The 1,375-nt window shown below is 57.5% G+C and carries 1 rRNA gene (running past one end of the window); it reads left to right on the plus strand.

The window, feature by feature from the left end:
* The first annotated feature begins 100 nt into the window (after positions 1-100).
* Positions 101-1,375: ribosomal RNA gene (locus tag ACIBW9_RS42480) — 23S ribosomal RNA — on the plus strand (it continues 1,268 nt past the right edge of the window).

Here is a 1,375-nt window from a genome sequence, read left to right on the forward strand (position 1 = left end):
AACTTCCTTCAGTTGCCGGCGCCGGTGAAGCATCACGTAGTGGTGTGTGACGGTGTACTGGTCGTTGTTTGAGAACTGCACAGTGGACGCGAGCATCTGTGGCCAAGTTTTTAAGGGCGCACGGTGGATGCCTTGGCACCAGGAACCGATGAAGGACGTGGGAGGCCACGATAGGCCCCGGGGAGTCGTCAACCAGGCTTTGATCCGGGGGTGTCCGAATGGGGAAACCCGGCAGTCGTCATGGGCTGTCACCCTTGCCTGAACACATAGGGCAAGTGGAGGGAACGCGGGGAAGTGAAACATCTCAGTACCCGCAGGAAGAGAAAACAACCGTGATTCCGGGAGTAGTGGCGAGCGAAACCGGATGAGGCTAAACCTACGACGTGTGAGACCCGGCAGGGGTTGCGTCGTGGGGGTTGTGGGATCTCTCTTCCACGGTCTGCCGGCCGTGGGACGAGTCAGAAACCGTTGATGTAGGCGAAGGACATGCGAAAGGTCCGGCGTAGAGGGTAAGACCCCCGTAGTCGAAACGTCAGCGGCTCGTTTGAGAGACACCCAAGTAGCACGGGGCCCGAGAAATCCCGTGTGAATCTGGCGGGACCACCCGCTAAGCCTAAATATTCCCTGGTGACCGATAGCGGATAGTACCGTGAGGGAATGGTGAAAAGTACCCCGGGAGGGGAGTGAAATAGTACCTGAAACCGTGTGCCTACAAGCCGTGGGAGCGTCGGACGGAGACTTGTCTTCGTCTCGTGACTGCGTGCCTTTTGAAGAATGAGCCTGCGAGTTTGCGGTGTGTTGCGAGGTTAACCCGGGTGGGGTAGCCGTAGCGAAAGCGAGTCCGAACAGGGCGCTGTAGTAGCACGCTCAAGACCCGAAGCGGAGTGATCTAGCCATGGGCAGGTTGAAGCGGAGGTAAGACTTCGTGGAGGACCGAACCCACCAGGGTTGAAAACCTGGGGGATGACCTGTGGTTAGGGGTGAAAGGCCAATCAAACTCCGTGATAGCTGGTTCTCCCCGAAATGCATTTAGGTGCAGCGTCGTGTGTTTCTTGCCGGAGGTAGAGCACTGGATAGGCGATGGGCCCTACCGGGTTACTGACCTTAGCCAAACTCCGAATGCCGGTAAGTGAGAGCGCGGCAGTGAGACTGTGGGGGATAAGCTCCATGGTCGAGAGGGAAACAGCCCAGAGCATCGACTAAGGCCCCTAAGCGTACGCTAAGTGGGAAAGGATGTGGAGTCGCAGAGACAACCAGGAGGTTGGCTTAGAAGCAGCCACCCTTGAAAGAGTGCGTAATAGCTCACTGGTCTAGTGATTCCGCGCCGACAATGTAGCGGGGCTCAAGCGTACCGCCGAAGTCGTGTCATTCATAC

Source organism: Streptomyces sp. NPDC049541, assembly GCF_044465725.1.
Lineage (GTDB): Bacteria > Actinomycetota > Actinomycetes > Streptomycetales > Streptomycetaceae > Streptomyces.